The organism is Streptococcus sp. Marseille-Q5855, assembly GCF_946901985.1.
Lineage (GTDB): Bacteria > Bacillota > Bacilli > Lactobacillales > Streptococcaceae > Streptococcus.
In genome coordinates, this window is sequence record NZ_CAMPPR010000006.1 from 475,972 (window position 1) to 495,513 (window position 19,542).

11 protein-coding genes are annotated in these 19,542 nt (G+C 41.5%); all 11 read right to left on the bottom strand.

The annotated features are described in order from the left end of the window. Positions 1–6: 6 nt before the first annotated feature. Entirely contained in the window at positions 7–1,482 is a 1,476-nt protein-coding gene (locus OC529_RS08850) for an ABC transporter substrate-binding protein (RefSeq protein WP_000800410.1), read from the bottom strand. 103 nt (positions 1,483–1,585) lie between these two features. Continuing rightward, on the bottom strand, positions 1,586–2,509 hold the full coding sequence (locus tag OC529_RS08855) for a carbohydrate ABC transporter permease (protein WP_000818348.1): 924 nt from the start codon (positions 2,507–2,509) through the stop codon (positions 1,586–1,588). A 12-nt stretch (positions 2,510–2,521) separates the two neighbouring features. Next, positions 2,522–3,451, bottom strand: coding sequence for an ABC transporter permease (locus OC529_RS08860; RefSeq protein WP_007284784.1), 930 nt, complete (start codon positions 3,449–3,451; stop codon positions 2,522–2,524). Positions 3,452–3,769: 318 nt separating this feature from the next. Next, positions 3,770–10,414, bottom strand: coding sequence for a YSIRK-type signal peptide-containing protein (locus OC529_RS08865; protein WP_262082055.1), 6,645 nt, complete (start codon positions 10,412–10,414; stop codon positions 3,770–3,772). 594 nt (positions 10,415–11,008) lie between these two features. After that, complete coding sequence (locus OC529_RS08870; RefSeq protein WP_054388361.1) at positions 11,009–11,443, bottom strand: protein-export chaperone SecB; 435 nt, start codon at positions 11,441–11,443, stop codon at positions 11,009–11,011. Continuing rightward, positions 11,443–11,787 (bottom strand): hypothetical protein, encoded by a 345-nt coding sequence (locus OC529_RS08875; RefSeq protein WP_050242788.1) that lies wholly within the window; start codon positions 11,785–11,787, stop codon positions 11,443–11,445. Before OC529_RS08875 ends, OC529_RS08870 begins: the two co-directional genes overlap by 1 nt. Positions 11,788–11,801: 14 nt before the next feature. Next, positions 11,802–12,389, bottom strand: a complete 588-nt coding sequence (locus tag OC529_RS08880) for a hypothetical protein (RefSeq protein WP_112444762.1) — start codon at positions 12,387–12,389, stop codon at positions 11,802–11,804. Between the two features lie 340 nt (positions 12,390–12,729). Further along, complete coding sequence (locus OC529_RS08885; protein ID WP_050242789.1) at positions 12,730–13,245, bottom strand: hypothetical protein; 516 nt, start codon at positions 13,243–13,245, stop codon at positions 12,730–12,732. 785 nt (positions 13,246–14,030) lie between these two features. Next, positions 14,031–15,911 (bottom strand): beta-N-acetylhexosaminidase, encoded by a 1,881-nt coding sequence (locus OC529_RS08890; RefSeq protein WP_262081968.1) that lies wholly within the window; start codon positions 15,909–15,911, stop codon positions 14,031–14,033. Continuing rightward, entirely contained in the window at positions 15,905–16,774 is an 870-nt protein-coding gene (locus OC529_RS08895; RefSeq protein ID WP_173261873.1) for an ROK family protein, read from the bottom strand. Before OC529_RS08895 ends, OC529_RS08890 begins: the two co-directional genes overlap by 7 nt. 83 nt (positions 16,775–16,857) lie before the next feature. Further along, the gene (locus tag OC529_RS08900) at positions 16,858–19,503 is read right to left on the bottom strand and encodes an alpha-mannosidase (protein WP_262081969.1); all 2,646 of its coding nucleotides are present in this window, start codon (positions 19,501–19,503) and stop codon (positions 16,858–16,860) included. Positions 19,504–19,542 lie beyond the last annotated feature (39 nt).

Below are 19,542 nucleotides of genomic sequence, written 5' to 3' on the forward strand. Positions count from 1 at the left end.
AGCTGATTATTTTTTGTTTTTCAAAAATTCGTCGTATTGTTTTTGCATTTCGTTCAATACTTTTTCGTAGGCACCTTCAGATTTCAATTTTTCCATCAATTCTGGAATAGCTTTATCTGGGGCTACAGTACCAGTGTTGATAGCTGTATCAAATTGTTGCATTGTGTTAGCAATAGCTGAGATTTCAGATTTCACATTGTCAGTATTAAAGATAAATCCAAGCGCTGGAGATTCTTTAGCTTCTGCCAATTCTTTCTTAGAATTTTCGATTTGTTGGTCTGTAACGTTTTCGTTGATGTAAAGGATCCAGTTGTTACCAGTGTTCCATCCACCCATGTGAGTGTTTCCTTTGTAGCCATCAAGAACGCGAACACGGTTTTCTTTACCTTCAATTTTTTCCCAGTTCTTGCCTTCTGGACCGTAAACAAGACCGTTCAAGAGTTCTGGGTTCGTATTCAAGAGGTTCAACACTTCCATTGATTTTTCTTTGTTCTTAGAGTTGTTTGAGATGACAAAGTTAGCAACTTGTGTTGTTTGGTTTTTCTTGATGAAGTTAGTAATTGGTTTGATTTGGATATCTTTGTTGGCAACACGTGAAAGCAAGCTGTTACCGTAGTCAGCTGGTCCTACTGTTTCTTCACGAACGAACCAAGTATCTTGTTGAAGATCAAATGAAGTATCGCTTGTTGCGACATCTTTTGGAATGTAGCCAGCTTCATAGAATTTGTGAAGAGTCTTCAAGTGTTCTTTGAAACGAGGCACTTCGTAACGGTTTACAACTTTAGTAGTATCGCCTTCAAGGTCAATAACGAATGGAAGCCCGTTTGCTACTGGGTAGTCAAAGTTATCAGATGGGATGAAAACTTTACCAATGGCAAATGGTACTACGTCTGGAGCTTTTTCTTTGATTTGTTTCAAGACTGGCTCAAGAGTTTCGTAAGAAGTAACACCTGAAATATCGATACCATATTTGGCAAGGAGAGTTCCGTTGAAGGCAAAGTTTTGAGATGATGCAACGTTGGCTGCAACTGGAACAGCGTAAATTTTACCGTTTACAGTATTACCTTTGATGTAGGCTGGGTCAAGTGCTTTGTAAAGGTCTTTACCTTCTTTTTTGTACAATTCTGTCAAGTCAGCGTAAGCACCTTTTTGAGCATTTACAATGTAGTTATCTGCAAAGGCAATATCATAGTTTTCACCAGATGATGTGATAACTGACATTTTCTTACCATAGTCACCCCAGCCAAGGTATTGGATATCTAATTTGGCACCAACTTTTTCTTCGATGATTTTGTTGGCATTTGCTAACAATTCATCCAAGTTGTCTGGTTTGTCACCGATTTGGTACATTTTGATAACAGGTTTGTCACCTGAATCAGCAGCTTTTTTGCTGTTACCTGTCAAATTTCCACAAGCAGCAAGACCTGCAGCCAAAGCGACTACACTAGCAGATGCAAAAGCATATTTTTTCCAGTTTTTCATGATAAAAACTCCTTTTTTTATTTTTAAACTTATAAACAATGTAATGATCTTAACTTCACGCAAGGGAAGTTGGGAACTGAGAAATGTTCTTTCTCAATAAGCACTATTCTTTCACACCACCGATAGTCAAACCTTTTACAAAGTAGCGTTGGAAGAATGGATACAAAATCGCGATTGGAAGGGTTGCAACCACAACCATGGCCATACGACCTGTTTCTTTCGGTAGAGCAACTCCCAGTTGACCAGTCAAGCCGACCGCTTTGGCAATGTAGTCCATATTTTGTTGGATTTGCATAAGCAAATATTGCAATGGATACAAGTTGTCACTCTTGATGTAAAGAAGGGCGTTGAACCAGTCATTCCAGAAACCAAGTGCTGTCAAAAGCGTGATGGTTGCGATACCTGGTAGTGACAATGGCAAACAGATTTGGAAGAAAATCCGAGCCTCACTGGCACCATCGATACGAGCTGATTCTAGAATGGCTTCTGGAATGGTCTTCTTGAAGAAGGAACGCATCAAGATGATGTTAAAGGGTGAGAGAAGCATTGGAACAATCAAGGCCCAAACAGTATCACCAAGCTGAAGGACACGAGTCACCATGATATAACCTGGTACCAAACCAGCGTTGAACAACATACTGAGCAGAACGAAGATGGTAAAGAATCTGCGATACTTAAAGGTTGTCCGTGAAATAGCGTAGGCATAGGTTGTTGTGATAAAGACATTTGTAAATGTCCCAACTACGGTTACAAAGACAGAAATGAAGAGGGCTTGTAGGATTTTATCCTTAAACTGTGCCAAGAACTCAAAACCGTCTAATCCAAATTGGGATGGGAAGAAGCTGTAGCCGTATTGGAGGAGGCTTTTCTCGTCCGTCACTGAAATAATGATAACGAATACGAAGGGTAGGATACAAGAGAGGGCAATCAAACCCGAAATGATACTGAAGAAGATATCTGCTTTCTTACTGAAGGAGTGAATGCCGACATTATCAATTTTTTCTTTTTTAATTTTCTTTTCTGCCATATTCTCCTCCTTTTAGAACAAAGCTGAGTTTGGATCAACTCGTCTTGCAAGTAAGTTTGATAGAACCACCAGAATCAAGCCGACTACTGATTGGTAGAGACCTGCTGCTGAAGCCATCCCAATATCCGCTGTCTGGGTCAAACCATTATAAACATATACGTCCAAGACGTTGGTTACGTTATAAAGCTGACCAGCATTGTGAGGGATTTGGTAGAAGAGACCGAAGTCTGCACGGAAGATATTTCCGACTGCAAGGATGGTCAATACAGTTACCAGCGGTGTCAACTGCGGAATGGTGACATTGCGAATGCGCTGCCATTTGCTGGCTCCGTCCACTGTCGCTGCTTCGTAGTAGGTTGGATCAATTCCCATGATTGTCGCATAGTACATGACACTGCTATATCCAAAACCTTTCCAAATACCTAGGAAAAGTAGGAGATAAGGCCAGATACCCAAGTCAGCATAGAAATTGACTTCTTTGAGACCAAGACTTTCCAATAAATGGTTGAACACCCCTTTATCAATATTTAGGAAGGCATCTGTAAAGAAACTGATGATAACCCAAGACAAGAAGTAAGGGAACAACATAGAAGTTTGGAAAATCTTCACCATTCTCTTAGAACGGAGTTCACTGAGAATAATGGCAATCCCTACAGATACAACTAAACCTAGAAAGATAAAGCCAAGATTGTAGAGGACAGTATTTCGTGTGATAATAAAGGCGTCTCTTGAACTAAATAAGAATCTGAAATTATCGAGTCCGACCCATTTACTATTTATGATACTATCTATGAAACCATTACTGGTCATGTGGTAGTCTTTGAAGGCGACCACGTTCCCAAATACTGGAATGTAGAAGAATAGAATCAACCAGAGTGCCCCTGGCAAAACCATCAAGAGAAAGATCCAGTTGTCTCTCAAGGTTTTTGAAAACTTATTCATAATTTCCTCCCTTTTTATTTTGATATCCATCTAAAAATTCCTTTTTAGACTTTTGATAACGATTACATTATTAGTATACTCCTATTTGCAGATTAGGTTAAACTCCTAATTATAGAAAAAACTCCACAAATTATGTAGCAGATTTAAAACTTTATCACCACTATCAAACAAATGTCCTAAATCAATTGTTTATTTTATCTCTATTAGCCCAGTGATGGCGTCACTCTGTTATAAGCGTCCAACAACGGGGTATATTAAAAAATCTCCAGACTAGGGAACTCAGCGATAGTTCCTAATCTGGAGATTTTTAATATGTTATTAGGCGTTTGCTTTCAACTTAGCAATAACCTCTTTAAGATTATCAATCAACTCTGCTTCAGTATGCTCAGAGCCTTTTTCATCTGCTAAGAAAGAAACTGCATTTTGAAGTTCTTCTTGAGAGTTTTCAAGGACATCCTTATCTACTGTTTCAAGGTTTGAGTCTTTAAGAAGTTTACTTAATTCCTTGGCTAATTTCTCGAGTTCTGATTCTTTGTTGCGACGAGCTAGGAGGAAGAAGAGGAGACCTAAAAGCACTAGGATACTTGCTGCAATAATCCCTACTGGGACTTGAGTTGGGACTACAGGCTTATCTGCTTCTGGTGCTGACTCAGAAACTTTTTGTTCTCCAGCCTTCGTTGCTGACTGACTTTCCTTAATGGACTCTAGGGAAGCAATCGCATCTTTGACTGTTTGCAAGATATGGCGTAAACCTTGCTCTGTCAAACTATCATCTGCCAGATCTTTCTTAGCCTCTGCCAAAACCAGACGTGCTGAATCTGTAATAGGATTTGATACAGCTATCAACGATTTCAAAAGATTTTCTAAGGTTTGAACCTGCTTACTTAGTTCTGACTTGTCTAAAGTTCCTTGACCCTGAGTTGCTGAACGAACAGTATCGTCTTCTCTATTCGCTGTATTTACAGCAGGTTCCGTAGTTGTCACTGGAGCTACAGACGAACGAGCAGTGGTTGTTGAGCCACTGTCAGTGCTTCGTCCATCTTGTCCAGAATTTGCTTGCCCACTATCTGATGGACTTATTGGAACAGAAGGACTTGCTGGTTCTGTAGTGTTCACATCACCAGCATTTCCAGGTTGATTTCCATCTAAATCACTAGGTACTAGACTATTAGTATTTCCATTGTCTGGCACTGGGATAGGACGAGGAAGTGGAGCCGGTCTATATATAGGCATTTGCGCACTACCTTTACCACTCAAGTCACTATTGCCTTGTTTAGATTTCGCAGTAACGTTTGAACCAGCCACTACAGCTGTATGAGATACTGTAACTTCACCAGTTTGAGCATTGATGCTGACTCCTGCTGGTGTTTCGTCTAAGCTCCATGTGCCATCTTGACCCTTACTTGCTGTCAGTTTCTTCGCACCACCATCAGTCGTAAGACCAATTTCAACTTTATCCGCTTCTCCTACTGGTTTCACAGATACGCTAGCTGTTGGCTCATCTGCTGTCACAGTTGGTTGGCTTGGGGTGGCTGTCTTCGCTGGAATCGCTACGCTTGATTCTCCACTCAAGTCACTATTGCCTTGTTTAGATTTCGCAGTAACGTTTGAACCAGCCACTACAGCTGTATGAGATACTGTAACTTCACCAGTTTGAGCATTGATGCTGACTCCTGCTGGTGTTTCGTCTAAGCTCCATGTGCCATCTTGACCCTTACTTGCTGTCAGTTTCTTCGCACCACCATCAGTCGTAAGACCAATTTCAACTTTATCCGCTTCTCCTACTGGTTTCACAGATACGCTAGCTGTTGGCTCATCTGCTGTCACAGTTGGTTGGCTTGGGGTGGCTGTCTTCGCTGGAATCGCTACGCTTGATTCTCCACTCAAGTCACTATTGCCTTGTTTAGATTTCGCAGTAACGTTTGAACCAGCCACTACAGCTGTATGAGATACTGTAACTTCACCAGTTTGAGCATTGATGCTGACTCCTGCTGGTGTTTCGTCTAAGCTCCATGTGCCATCTTGACCCTTACTTGCTGTCAGTTTCTTCGCACCACCATCAGTCGTAAGACCAATTTCAACTTTATCCGCTTCTCCTACTGGTTTCACAGATACGCTAGCTGTTGGCTCATCTGCTGTCACAGTTGGTTGGCTTGGGGTGGCTGTCTTCGCTGGAATCGCTACGCTTGATTCTCCACTCAAGTCACTATTGCCTTGTTTAGATTTCGCAGTAACGTTTGAACCAGCCACTACAGCTGTATGAGATACTGTAACTTCACCAGTTTGAGCATTGATGCTGACTCCTGCTGGTGTTTCGTCTAAGCTCCATGTGCCATCTTGACCCTTACTTGCTGTCAGTTTCTTCGCACCACCATCAGTCGTAAGACCAATTTCAACTTTATCCGCTTCTCCTACTGGTTTCACAGATACGCTAGCTGTTGGCTCATCTGCTGTCACAGTTGGTTGGCTTGGGGTGGCTGTCTTCGCTGGAATCGCTACGCTTGATTCTCCACTCAAGTCACTATTGCCTTGTTTAGATTTCGCAGTAACGTTTGAACCAGCCACTACAGCTGTATGAGATACTGTAACTTCACCAGTTTGAGCATTGATGCTGACTCCTGCTGGTGTTTCGTCTAAGCTCCATGTGCCATCTTGACCCTTACTTGCTGTCAGTTTCTTCGCACCACCATCAGTCGTAAGACCAATTTCAACTTTATCCGCTTCTCCTACTGGTTTCACAGATACGCTAGCTGTTGGCTCATCTGCTGTCACAGTTGGTTGGCTTGGGGTGGCTGTCTTCGCTGGAATCGCTACGCTTGATTCTCCACTCAAGTCACTATTGCCTTGTTTAGATTTCGCAGTAACGTTTGAACCAGCCACTACAGCTGTATGAGATACTGTAACTTCACCAGTTTGAGCATTGATGCTGACTCCTGCTGGTGTTTCGTCTAAGCTCCATGTGCCATCTTGACCCTTACTTGCTGTCAGTTTCTTCGCACCACCATCAGTCGTAAGACCAATTTCAACTTTATCCGCTTCTCCTACTGGTTTCACAGATACGCTAGCTGTTGGCTCATCTGCTGTCACAGTTGGTTGGCTTGGGGTGGCTGTCTTCGCTGGAATCGCTACGCTTGATTCTCCACTCAAGTCACTATTGCCTTGTTTAGATTTCGCAGTAACGTTTGAACCAGCCACTACAGCTGTATGAGATACTGTAACTTCACCAGTTTGAGCATTGATGCTGACTCCTGCTGGTGTTTCGTCTAAGCTCCATGTGCCATCTTGACCCTTACTTGCTGTCAGTTTCTTCGCACCACCATCAGTCGTAAGACCAATTTCAACTTTATCCGCTTCTCCTACTGGTTTCACAGATACGCTAGCTGTTGGCTCATCTGCTGTCACAGTTGGTTGGCTTGGGGTGGCTGTCTTCGCTGGAATCGCTACGCTTGATTCTCCACTCAAGTCACTATTGCCTTGTTTAGATTTCGCAGTAACGTTTGAACCAGCCACTACAGCTGTATGAGATACTGTAACTTCACCAGTTTGAGCATTGATGCTGACTCCTGCTGGTGTTTCGTCTAAGCTCCATGTGCCATCTTGACCCTTACTTGCTGTCAGTTTCTTCGCACCACCATCAGTCGTAAGACCAATTTCAACTTTATCCGCTTCTCCTACTGGTTTCACAGATACGCTAGCTGTTGGCTCATCTGCTGTCACAGTTGGTTGGCTTGGGGTGGCTGTCTTCGCTGGAATCGCTACGCTTGATTCTCCACTCAAGTCACTATTGCCTTGTTTAGATTTCGCAGTAACGTTTGAACCAGCCACTACAGCTGTATGAGATACTGTAACTTCACCAGTTTGAGCATTGATGCTGACTCCTGCTGGTGTTTCGTCTAAGCTCCATGTGCCATCTTGACCCTTACTTGCTGTCAGTTTCTTCGCACCACCATCAGTCGTAAGACCAATTTCAACTTTATCCGCTTCTCCTACTGGTTTCACAGATACGCTAGCTGTTGGCTCATCTGCTGTCACAGTTGGTTGGCTTGGGGTGGCTGTCTTCGCTGGAATCGCTACGCTTGATTCTCCACTCAAGTCACTATTGCCTTGTTTAGATTTCGCAGTAACGTTTGAACCAGCCACTACAGCTGTATGAGATACTGTAACTTCACCAGTTTGAGCATTGATGCTGACTCCTGCTGGTGTTTCGTCTAAGCTCCATGTGCCATCTTGACCCTTACTTGCTGTCAGTTTCTTCGCACCACCATCAGTCGTAAGACCAATTTCAACTTTATCCGCTTCTCCTACTGGTTTCACAGATACGCTAGCTGTTGGCTCATCTGCTGTCACAGTTGGTTGGCTTGGGGTGGCTGTCTTCGCTGGAATCGCTACGCTTGATTCTCCACTCAAGTCACTATTGCCTTGTTTAGATTTCGCAGTAACGTTTGAACCAGCCACTACAGCTGTATGAGATACTGTAACTTCACCAGTTTGAGCATTGATGCTGACTCCTGCTGGTGTTTCGTCTAAGCTCCATGTGCCATCTTGACCCTTACTTGCTGTCAGTTTCTTCGCACCACCATCAGTCGTAAGACCAATTTCAACTTTATCCGCTTCTCCTACTGGTTTCACAGATACGCTAGCTGTTGGCTCATCTGCTGTCACAGTTGGTTGGCTTGGGGTGGCTGTCTTCGCTGGAATCGCTACGCTTGATTCTCCACTCAAGTCACTATTGCCTTGTTTAGATTTCGCAGTAACGTTTGAACCAGCCACTACAGCTGTATGAGATACTGTAACTTCACCAGTTTGAGCATTGATGCTGACTCCTGCTGGTGTTTCGTCTAAGCTCCATGTGCCATCTTGACCCTTACTTGCTGTCAGTTTCTTCGCACCACCATCAGTCATAAGACCAATTTCAACTTTATCCGCTTCTCCTACTGGTTTCACAGATACGCTAGCTGTTGGCTCATCTGCTGTCACAGTTGGTTGGCTTGGGGTTTGAGCTTTCAAGTCATCTCTGCTATCAACAGCACTTTTTAACACAGAAAGATATTCAGAATTATTTTTCAACTCATTCGAGGCTAATAATTCTTTAATTTTAGCTAACTTTTCTTGGTAAGCACGGACACTGTCTTCAGTTTTTCTATGTTCGTCTTTTTGTTGGTCTTCAAGCAGTTTATCATAAGCCTGTTTCAACAATGCCTTCGCTACTTGTTTAGTATCTTGGGTAATATTAAATTCCAGTCCTGTTACAGGTAAGGCGTAATGTTGCCAAGGCACCTGATAACCCATACCTAATTTATTGCTATCAGCAGCACTAATACGAACAGTATATTCAGTTACATCTGCCGGTAATACTACTCCCTTACTTGTAAATGTCCCATATTTAATTCCCAAATTAGATTTATTGCCATCTTCACTTAATTTTTCATTTAATTGCTCCCTAGTAGGCTGGGGGGTCCTATTGGTATTAAAATATTTAATACCTGCAGCATTAACCGGCGTCACTGTCTTCTTATCACTATTTGTATTATCAGATGGTCCAAATGTTTCGGTATAAATAATCTTCGTTTGTCCTGCACTATCCTTAGTCAAAACCTCCACTTTATAACGCGCTTTATTCCCATCAATATCCCCTGTAAATCCAGTTCTAAATGATACTGTCACCCCAGAACCTGTTGACTTTGAATATGCCTTAAACGTTTTTTCTATACCTTTAAAGCTCGCTAGACCTTTACCTTTATTTCCATTAGTTCCATTATCAACTTCCCTATATGAACTTCCGTCGCTTACTGTTTCACTCTTATTTGCTTCCGTTCTTACTTTTCCTAAGAGGAGGATATATTCTTGAGAACGATCGAACGAGCTTTCATCTAGATATGTTCGATAAGGTCCGTAATTTACTTTTACAGTATTCGCCGTTTCAATAGGAAATACTCCCTTTTCCGTCTTTCTAGCTAAACCAAATTTACCTCCTTCTACTGCTTTCCAGCCACCAAATTCGCTTATATCTATAACTCCTCCTGACTGAACACCTTTAAGGTTTCCAACTTCATTGATAGAAGCAAGTTTTGTTTCATTAATTATCGTCGTTGGAAGAGTTTTTAAGGCATTAACCAACTCCTCCACACTAGCATTCGCACTTGGTGCTGTGTAAGTCTGGTGTGCATCTGGATCAGTATCCGTTGTTGCCCCATCTGTTCGGAATGGATTGTTTCTATCTAGGGCTTGCCCATTACGTGAATCATGTTTGCCTGAGTTTGCGATAGAGTTGCTTTCCGTAGCTCTCTCAGTATTGTTGGCTTTCTTACCGACAGTCGCTTTTCCTTCTGTGGTATCTAGTTTAGGACTTTCCACTTGCGCTTTAGGCTTACTACGTAAACCGCTGCTCGCTGTCATAAAGAGTCTTCTATAGGCTTTCGTCAACTCGTCTTGACTTTTGGCTGTTGTTAGGGCAAGTTTTGCTAATTCTAAATGTTCTTTAAGGGTTGCGACACTTTCATCTGTCTTAGTCGCATAGCTACCTGAGGCTAATTTAGCATCAATTTCTGCTACGTAATCTTCCAGCTGTTTTTTATCCAAGTCAGATGTAGCCTTTTCTTCTACTTCTTCTGTTGCTGAAGCAGTAGCTGACTCCACTGATGTTGAGCTTGAGTCAGCAGGTGTTGGAGTAGTTGTTTCTTCTTGACCTTCCGGAGCAGTAGTCTCACTGCTACCAGAATTTCCATCCAACTGACTGACTACTGGAGTCGCCCCGTAGGTTCCATTCTGGACATCTGGGTCTTTCAGTGGTGAGCCTTGTCTTCCCTCATTAGTTGGGGTTACACCTTGCTCTGTGGCAGACACTGTCCCATTTCCTGGAAACATGAACAAGGCTGCTACTGCAACACTAGCAGCACCAAAACTAACCTTACGAATCGAAAACCGCAAGCGCTTTTCTCTATCTTCATTACCTTTATAAAACATATATCATTTTGCTCCTTTTCCGATAATTATCGGTTAATATATAATGGAAGGACAAATAAAAAGCCCCCCCTAAAATATTTATGCATATTTTAGACTGGCTTAATTTATTATACTCTTTTTTATTTTATAAATCAAATGTTATTACCTAAGCTTGATATGATGCATCTTATCCAATTCTTCTGTTTCACGCGAAACACCCTGCGCCAGGCAAGGTGTTCTTGTTTTTATACTCAATGAAAATCAAAGAGCAAACTAAGAAGCTAGCCGCAGGTTACTCAAAACACTGTTTTGAGGTTGCAGATGGAAGCTGACGTGGTTTGAAGAGATTTTCGAAGAATATTAAACCCCAAATTATTCATATCTCACACTAACCAAACAATTCAAAAACCACCAGAAGAGCCTTAAAATACTGCCCTTCTGGTGATTTTCATTGATAGCTGAGTCTCGAAGAAGGTAGAGTTTAAATTGAAACTACTATCATACAAAACTCTTTGATCCTATTTATTTTTATCACAATTTTGATTTATAGTTCTCCGAATACCTTTTAAATGTGAAAGCATTTCATTGGAGCTTTGAAAAATACATACACTGTTTTTATTCGTATGTTAACTTGATAGAATCTTTGTCTTCAAGCATTTTTTTAATGTTAACGACAGGCAATATGAAGTTGGGGAACTCATTACCCCGAGTAATCATATCAGATACGATAGGCCGAATATAGGACCAAAGAATTGCTAAGCCATTCTCTTTAAGAAAAGTTTCAAAATCAATATCAAATTCTGTCTCATCATATATAAATGAAAATTCTCCAACAATATCTACAATAAGCTCAAAAGCAGAATCATCTGAATCTATATTTCCTTGCTTTGTTATCAAGTTAACATAAGCAAGGTTTTCAGATTTTCTTATTAAAATCTGTGCAGACAATTCAGGATGTAAATTAATAGTACTATTTGTTTGGTCAAAAGTAGGATTTCTTCGGTATGATACTTCATTTAAAAAATAATCTTTAAATTGTAAAGAGGACATTAAGCTGCCACCTCACTATTTTCTTTTGTTGTAATTAAGTTTTCAGAATCTATTGGTAAATATGAAAAACATGACTTCTTGTTTTTTATATTATATTCAGGCATTGCATTTACTTTAGTTACAGAATTCAAATCATCAAACTCTTTTTGATTATTTAATTGAGGAGTAAAATGGATTTCATCTTTATATTTTTTAAGACTTCCTGATATATTCAAATCATAAGCAAATTCATTGTTTACTGAATAAATTTTGTTGGCCTTAATATTTTCAACTAATTCTTGGAACATTGGAGAATCCATCAAAGAAAATTCTTCAGTTCCTAAAAAGTTTGACAATAAACTCATAAAAGCCTCCTTATTTATAAAATGTTTGTAATACAATTTAAATCACGGATACAGATTTCTTCTCCATTCTTTCCGTCAATTACTGGTAAAGATGGAATAGCAGTATATGTTTTGGACTGCACTGCTTCATAATTCTTCCCATGCTGAGACGCTAAATCAAGCAACAGTTCAATAATTAATCCTTGATTTTGGTTAAGAAGAGTAGCTCTATTTTTGGCTCCGCTACCTGAAATACCTGCAATCTCACGTTCAATTTGAATAGATGCCGCTTGCCGATATTCCTCTAATAACCTTTGGTTTTTTGGGTTATCTAAAATAAAAATCTTATCTATAGATTTTAGGGTGATTTCAGCATGAATTAACTCAGGCCTAACCCCAGGTTTGCTTAGTTCAAATGACTTATACTTTGCGACATAAGCAGAAGCAATCGTTTTACCAGTATCTTTGTCAAAAGGTAGAAAAAAGTAAATACCATTACCCAAGTCGTTCGGATGTCTCTGTTTATGAATACCAGGTTTATATTTCTCATAAGAAAACCCAGCAGATAGAATCTTTTCTTTTATTTTATTGGTGGTGCCGTGCCACCCACTATATTGTAGCATAGAACCTCCTGATGAAGCTACTAGCTTAATTATACTGTTAAAGCTTAGATAATTCAACTATTACGGGGTTTTTTGAAAAAATTCTAGCGATTTCCAGAATGTAACTGAGCATTAAGACAATAACTACCTCACCTTATCATGCCGAAATTATCGGATTTTATCAGAATTAAAACCCCATAAAATCGGGATTTTTTGAAGAATAGAGTGAATTGGAACTAGAACAGTACACTGCGACTACTAAAACATTGCTAGAAATTAATTTGACTTTCCTAATCAATTTGTTCAAATCTTATTTCAATCTACTATAAAAAACACAAGCCTAAGCCTGCGGAAACATTATCTATTCTAAATAGTCTTTTTCTGTTATGACTCTTAATCTAGTAGAATAATTCTGGAATGTTGAGAATTTAAAGCGTTTAGGATCTTCAAGTTTGTTTCTATCGTTCATTTCTAAAGCACGGTTATAGTCTATAATAGCTTTCACTAACTTATTGATTATAGCTTTATCATTATCCATTACTTTATAATAATCTTCGACTTTCCGAAGGCGAAAAGTGGTATTTAGTAAATAACTTTTATCTTCTAAAATCAATGTTTTACCAATATCTAATCCTTCAACATATCCTTCTTTTGCTGAATTTCTAAGCTTATACTTCAATTGATACTTTTTAGGAATGTAACTTCTAAATGGAATCAAGAAAGTTAGCCCCTGTATTTTGACAACAGTTACCGCAAATCCCCTTCCTTTATTCATTACTTCCTTCGTCTTAAAGTCATAGTCCATCGCTTGAATAAGGTCGTAATCCTTGCACATTTTTAAATCAATTTGACCTAATTTTAATTTTTTGCTTTTCATTTCTATTCCCTAGATAAAAAGCTCACTAAAAAGTGAGCAACATTTCCAATGAGATACTTCTGTTGACGAGCGCGTCTCTCCGCCCCCTCATTGCCTCACGAAAAGGCTAGACGAATCGAAAGGAGGTGAGTTTTCCTGTTTTCAATTCTACTTATTCTTACACATTTTTTTAATTTTGTCAAACAAAAAAACGCAAGCCTAAGCCTGCGGTGAGTGTAATCTATTTTGAAATTTTTAAATAAAAAAGGAGCATTTAAGCCCCTCCTTTGAAATAACGGACCCTTTGGCTGGTCGGTGTACCCAGCATCTCAGATACCCTTTTGCAAGGTGTGGCAGGAACCTTTCTGCCCTCAAATGTCTTTCGTTAATGTTATTCTAGCACTATCTAATTTTTTGTCAAGTTTTCTCAATCTACCAGACTTGATACGTATTAGCTACACGCTCAACAAATTTATACTCTTCGAAAATCTCTTCAAACCTCCTCAGCTTCCATCTGAAACCTCAAAACAGTGTTTTGAGCAACCTACAGCTAGCTTCCTAGTTTGCTCTTTGATTTTCATTGAGTATTAAAAAACTCTCTTATCTGAAACCATCACAAAAAAACACTTGTTTTACTAATTTTAAGTGTACCACAATACCTCCAATTGCTAATCGATAGAATTGCTCTTAGGAAACATTCCCTTTCTGCTATTTTAGCATAAGTTTGTCTAACTGTGGCATTTGAAACTAGATAATTCTTCTGTTTCACGCGAAACACCCTGCGCCAAGCAAGGTGTTCTTGTTTTTTATGTCGTATAAATCGTTGAAGCTGTCGCAATGGTATGCCATTGGTTGGCTGTTGTAGCTGCGAAGTCCTTGTCTGCGTAGAAGTCGTTAAATGGCAGAATTTCCACTTCTAACTCGTCGATACGGTCAAGCTGCCCAGCCAGATAAGCCTCGATACGGCTTTCTGCTCGTTTGATGCGTTGCAAGAGTCCGCCCATACGGATGTCAACTGTATCCAAGCCAAAGACCTTGTTTTCCTTCAGCCATTGATGGCTAAAGAGGGCATGGAAGTGTTCGATCGCGCTTCTGAGTTCTGGTAATTCTTGTCTTGCGATTTCTTGCAGACTTTCCTTATCGTTTATTTGATAGGCCTGACGAATGCGTCTTCCCACATCCACTTTGCTACTTAAAATGGCATTCAACTGGGCCTGAGTTTCAAAGAGGTAAGCATAATTTCCTGCTTTTTCTTTAATGTCAGCAAGGGTCTCAGCAGCCTGAGCGAAGTGCGGTTTGTCCTGTTCAGGTTTCATGTGTCGGTCAAGGATCGGACAGAGAACATCCTGATAAAAGACATAGCGGTTGGGATTGATCCCGCTGAGATTACCTGGTAGGTCTGGTAAAAGGTTGGCAAGGTCAATCTGCATAAAATCTTCAACCGATAAACCTGTATTGGTCTGGAAGTGTGCAGACAAACGGTCTAGGTCATTGCGATAGCTGAGTTCTGCCCAGATTTGCAGACTTGGTAGGATAGAAAACTGGGCTGTTTCCCCACCATTGTCTCCCCAACCAGTCACGATGACTTCTTTGATGTCATTGGCACGACAGGCTTTATTTGCCTCAATAGCCACTAGACGGCTGAAATGGTTGTGAGGCGTAAAGCCAATCCACTTCCAAGCACCACCTGCAAAGGCAAGGTCATGGCTAATCTTGTGATGATTACGGAAATTGCGATTGTATTTTTCCTCGCTATCCTGATAATAGTCCCAGTAAACCAAGGTCACACGGTCTTTTAGACGGTCTAGGTAGACACGAGTGTCTTCTGGAATTTCCACATCACGGTCGTACTGGCCATCCGCTGACATAAGTTTAAAGAACATATCGCTCCACATCTGGCAGTGGAAACCATATTTATCAGCAATATCCAGCACGCGCTCCAAGTGTTGGCACATAAGGAGACTACGGTCCACAACACCGTTCAATATCAAGTAACGTCCCAAGCCAACCAAGTGGGCTTCGTCCATCCCGATATTGACCTTGCGAGTCCTCAGTTTAGATAGAGTAGCAAACATGCCGTCAATCAGGTCATAAACCTTTTCTTCGCCAATGAGGAGAATGTCCTCTACATCACGGAGTTCTTGCACTTCCTTGACACCCCATTTGACGAAGGCCGACAAGTGGGCCAAGGTCTGAATGCAAGGCACAAAGGTCATGTCAAACTGTTGGGCATAGGCTTCGATTTCCTGCAACTCCTCAGCTGAGTAGGCTCCACGGAAATAGCCAAAGTAAGGCTGTCCTTCAATCTGGTAGGTGTCTTCCATGTAAAGCTCAAAGATTGAGTAGCCCATGAGAGCCAAGACCTCAATCATCTGCTTGGCAGAAGTCACATTTAGCACCGCATTGCGCGAACAGTCAGCCATATAGGCTAAATCTTCGTAAGCTGCTTGTTCCTCAATCTCTACTTTATCACCTTCTACTAGAGCTGTTGCCAACAAGGACAAGGCACGATAAAGTTGGTGAGGTTTGCGGTAGGTCAATTGATAGTGACCATCCTCACCCTTGATAGAGATAGAAGCTTGATCAGACTGAGTGACTAACACCTCAACATCTGGTAAAGAAATATGCTTTGTCAGCAAGTCGATTGCCTGAGTTTGTTTGGGACTAAGCCCTGTAAATCTTACCATTGGTTTTCCTCCTGTAACCAGTTGACAAAGGCACCGTAGAGATTAGCATCTGCATGATAGGTGCAGGCTTGGATGACAGGTGCGACCGTGTATTCTTCGTAGGTTTCGACAAATTCATCGACAGCTTTTTTAATCCCTTGAATAAAATCTGGATTTTGACTGATAGAGCCTCCCAGACTGATGACATCTGGATCGATGAGATACTGGATATTGAGCAAGCCTTGCGCCAGATTACGGTTCATGCGCTCAATAGCTTCTTGGCAAAGGGCATTTCCTACTTCGGCCTCTTGGTAAATCTTGCGACCGTTCCAATTAGTCTGACCAGATTTTTCAATCACGTATCGCACCATATTCCCAGTTGACGCTAGTTGCGACCAGTTGTTGAGCTTTTCAGCAGGGGCAAGGGTGGTCATGTAGCCAAATTCTCCACCCAGACCGTGGCGACCTCGATGAAGTCTACCATTGATAATCATGGCTCCGCCAATCCCTGTCCCAATCACGACACAGGCTGCATTTTCAAGTTCTGGTTGAGCCAGTAATTCACTGAGTCCCACGCAGTTTGCATCATTTTCTAAATGGATAGGTAGCTGATAAGAGCTAAACACCTCATACCAAGAAAAGCCGTGGATATAAGGCACCGCACTGAAGCCATCAATCACACCTGTCTCTTGATTGACCGCACCTGGAACGCTCATAGCAATCCCACTGTAATCCTGCTCTGACAAGCGCTGGTCTAGCCAAGCTAATAAATCCTCCAAGCTTTCTGGTGTTGGAATGCTTGTCTTATCTAGTATTTTCCCATCAGGAGTCAGACTGGCAAACTTAATCCCAGTCCCTCCGATATCAATCGTTGCAATGGTCATTTTTTTTACCATAAAAAGGGGCAAATCAGCAGTTAATTCTTACCTTTTCGCCCCTCCTTTCTTTTGATGTTTACTTTTTGAAATTAAATTTCTTCTTTTTTAATCAATTCTGTACGAATCTCTTGTGGTGAAATGAAGCCTCTATGAACTGGATATGGTTGTTCAAGTAGGTCAAGGAAGAGATGTTGACTTTCCGGTACACGTACATTTTCACTACACATATTGTAGTAACGAAGTACATAGCCTTCTTCATTTTCAGCTACCTTAAAGGCTGTTGGACAGATTTGCGGTATGCTAAGAACAGAATGGCTCAAGAGGCTACCAGTCGCAGCCACGCTTCCTTCTTGTCTAGCAAGCTGAAGGCTGGTAAACGGTGTCTGCAAGGCTTTAGCTCGACGATAAGCTGAGAAGCGTTCTTGGGCTTGGTGGCACTCAAGCGCAAACTCGACTTCAAATTCACGCAAGCATTGTGCTTCTGGTGTTGGGAAGTAGCCCCAGTCACCTAGCTCACCTGATGCACGCAAAATAGTCACTGCAATGGTGTCGTCTCCAAGGATTTCGTATTCATTCAATCCCTTGTTGGATACGGTCACACCTTTTTCATCGTCATACAGACTAACAAAGGCTTGTTGGTGTTGAGGATTTTCAGGATTTTCCCATGAAGCAGCTGGTTTGTTTGGTCGTGTCACCACCTCATAGATGCTTTCAGAATCATTGCTTGGACGCGTGTTGTGAGTCTTAACCAAAAGACGGATACGGTGATCTTTGGCAGTGTTAGTAAAGCGAGTCTTGCAACGGATTTGTGGATTATCAACGAAGACAGTCAACTCAGTTTCCAGAGGAATGCTTGTCAACTCTTCTGAACGTCCCGCCTCACGCTTCATAAACTCGATGATGCCTTTTTGCTCTTCTTCTAGCTTTTCATCTGCACTGACAGGCACGGTCAATTCATGTTTGAGCAAAATCTTAGCGTAGCGAGCTGTGTTTTCCAAGACCTCGTAGCTCTTAAGCTCTGCAAAGATTGGCTCTGTTCCTTTTGGTTGGAAATAGATATACTCGTTTCCGATGTCACCACGGTCTTCGAAGCGGATAAAATCTTCGTAGGCTTCGTGAGTTGTCTTGTCATAAACTGTGATAGTGTCATCCACACTCACCGTTACGAATGGTGTATCAATCACTCCGTTTTGGTAAATACCCTCACGGTGTTCTTGCTCTCCTTCCAGCAATTGGAAAGTTGTCCAAGAAAGCGGCGCTAGGTGAACTGGAATGGTCACGCGCACTTGTCGAGCGATACGAGCTTGGCGGAACTTGTCTTTTGGTAAATCGTACTCAAAATTAGCCCCAAGATCCTCGATTTTAGCCTCTACAGGACGCCCATCTAAGTCCTCCACACGGTAACTTGGCAAGGTAAGAGCAGCCATCTTCTTGTAACCTTCTGTTGGGTGCAATTCCTTGAAATCACAAGTCGCCACATCAATCACTGTGCTGACAGTATCGACCTTATCATGCAAGCCTGTGTTAATGACAGTAAAGAGATAATCACTTTGAGCCTTAGCTGTAGCGATTTTACCCTTCCATTCGTTAAGAAGATTGCTCTTAACAAAGTTTCCTACTTGGTTGACCTTGGCAAAACGAGTTTCCATCTCTCGGTGAACTTCGTCCACGCTACAGCCACAGATGCTATCATGCGGCGCATTCTGCAAAAGAGTTTTCCAAGCATAGGTCAACTGGTCCTTGTGGTTATGACCCCCAGTGATAATTGTCAAGGGTTCTACAACTTGCTCTAGGAGGTTGCTATTTTCTTGGAAGGCTTGTTTGAGATAAATACGAGATGAAGAAGTGTTGGCAAGTGTGTACCAGCCGTCTGTTTCCTGACTGGTCAACTCACCTATAACCGTTGATAATTGCTCTGGTAGGGCACTTTCCACGGCTTGGACATATTCATCAAAAGAACTATGAACAAAGGTTACATCTGGGAAGAGTTCATTTGCCACACGAATGGCTTCACTCAGATTTTTCTGGACAGGCTGGTGGTCACATCCGTTCATCATCAACCACTGGTTGGTCGAAGCGTAGGCACGCACATCTGACAATTTTTGTTTCCAGAAGGTCAAGGCCTCGTCTTTATCAACTGGAATTTCATTCCCATTACTGTACCAGTTGGCAAAGAGAATCCCGAGGACACGACTTCCGTCCGCACCCTGCCAGTACATTTCTGAAAACTGGGAAGTAAACTGCTCATCTTCGAGAACTTGGTTATCAAAGCCAATCGGTTTCACCCCACGACCAAAGGCCGCCACGTGAATGCCTGATTTTTGAAGAATTTGAGGCGCTTGTCCCATATTTCCAAAGGTATCTGGGAAGTAACCAATCTGGGTTGATTTGCCCCATTTTGCACATTCTGCTTGACCAATCAAGGTATTGCGGACGTTGGCTTCACTTGAAATCAAGTAATCATCCTGCAAAATGTAAAAAGGACCAATCTTCAATTTTCCTTCGTCAATGTAGCGTTGAACTTTGTCGCGATTTTCAGGACGAATCTCCAAGTAGTCATCAAGGACAATGGTTTGTCCATCCAAGTGGAAACTCTTGAACTCAGGGTCATTTTCAAAGAGATCAAAGAGATTGTCAAACAATTCCACCAACTGCATACGATGGCTTTCAAAAGGCAAGTACCACTCACGGTCCCAGTGACTATGTGAGATAATATGTACGACAACATTTTCCATGAAGTAAAACCTCATTCTAAATTTAAATTTTTATTGTTA